Genomic DNA, 1,661 nt, shown 5'->3' on the forward strand with positions numbered 1-1,661 from the left:
TCTTTGAATGAGTGGCACCATGGCAAATACTGCACCCGAACCTGCTTTAGAGAAAATACCGCCCACGATTGTCAGTGCAACGACCAGATAAATTGACCAGCTCTGATCAACATTTCCTAAGGCTAAGAAGCTTAAAGCCGTACCACTAAACACTACAATCAAAGTACGCTTGCGACCAAACTTATCACTCAAATAACCACCACCTGGGCGTGCAAACAAATTAATAAATGGATACACACCTGCCAACAGCGCTGCAGTAATTTTTGGCAGTTCGAACCAGTCTACATAAAACATCGCCAACATAGATACCACCGCTAACTCTGTACCAAAGGTGACAAAATAGGCCCAATCAAGAATTGCAACTTGCTTAAACTTGTACTGATGTTGCTTTGGCACAGGATTTTTTAAAATCTCAGCATTAACCTGCCAAGTCTTATACACTTGGAATATAAATATCATCACCAGAGTTGCATACACGATAAGTTCAACCGAGGCTGAAATCATGCCCATATTAGCTGGGGATAGCTTCCAAGTAAGTAATGATAACGCTAAATATAGTGGAATATTCATCAGTACATACAACACAAAATCTTGTCGATTACTAACTTCCATCGCGCCTGATTTTTTAGGCTTAAAGTAAGTTGATCCCTTTGGTGTATTAGTTACATTAAAGTAATAAAACACACCATAAGCAATGGCTGCAACACTAGCCATAGTGATCGCATAGCGCCAGCCGTCATCGCCACCAAAGCTACTGGCAATAAATGGCAAGGTTATCGCTGCACCTGCTGAGCCAAAATTACCCCAACCACCATAAATACCTTGAGCAACACCGGTTTGCTTAGCTGGAAACCACTCTGAAATCATGCGAATACCAACCACAAAGCCAGCACCAATAAAGCCTGATAAAAATCTTAACAGTGCTAACTGATCATATGTTTGCATCCAACTAAAGGCAATTGAGATTAATCCGCCTAAAATTAGAATAGCACTAAATAGGATTTTTGGGCCATATTTATCCACCAACATACCCACAACAATTCTTGCAGGAATGGTCATAGCTACATTAAGAATCAGCAATACTTTGGCTTGTTGATCAGTGAGTGACAGTGCCTCTTGAATAAATGGCATCATTGGACCTAAGCCCAACCAAACCACAAAGGTCATAAAAAAGGCAAACCAAGTTAGATGTAATATCCGATATTTGCCACTAAATGAAAATAGATTTAATTTATCTTTCATAATATCTCCTTTAATTAAGCAGGTTGCTTTTCTCTGTGATCCGTCGTGACCCAAGGATTTTTAATTGTTTTTGGCAACTGATCTGCCCAGGTTTTAATCTTTTCAGCTGTGTCTAATTTTGATTGAATGTAATCTAAACCAACGCGCTCCTCAAAATGCATGACTCGCTCAAGATAGTTAGCTTCAACTCGGTAGAGCTGAACAAAGGCTTTAAGGTATTCAACCACCTCAGCTTCAGTTTCAAAGAAACGATCTTTCAAGCAAGCTTTAGTGCGAATGCCGCACGCGCCTGCCACATGAATCTCATAACCCTTCTCCGTACAAATCACACCAAAATCTTTAATGGTTGCTTCTGCGCAATTACGCGGACAGCCACTTACACCCATCTTGAATTTGTGTGGCATAAAGTGCGACCAAAC

1 protein-coding gene and 1 pseudogene are annotated in these 1,661 nt (G+C 40.5%); both read right to left on the reverse strand.

Translation table 11 applies throughout. The annotated features are described in order from the left end of the window. Positions 1 to 1,242: MFS transporter (locus tag PSN35_RS07570; RefSeq protein ID WP_300031674.1), on the reverse strand; the 1,242-nt coding region annotated here is incomplete at its 3' end. Positions 1,243 to 1,256: 14 nt separating this feature from the next. After that, positions 1,257 to 1,661, reverse strand: a pseudogene (locus tag PSN35_RS07575) (NAD(P)/FAD-dependent oxidoreductase); the annotation flags it as partial.

The organism is Candidatus Thioglobus sp. (genome assembly GCF_028599055.1).
Classification (GTDB): domain Bacteria; phylum Pseudomonadota; class Gammaproteobacteria; order PS1; family Pseudothioglobaceae; genus Thioglobus_A.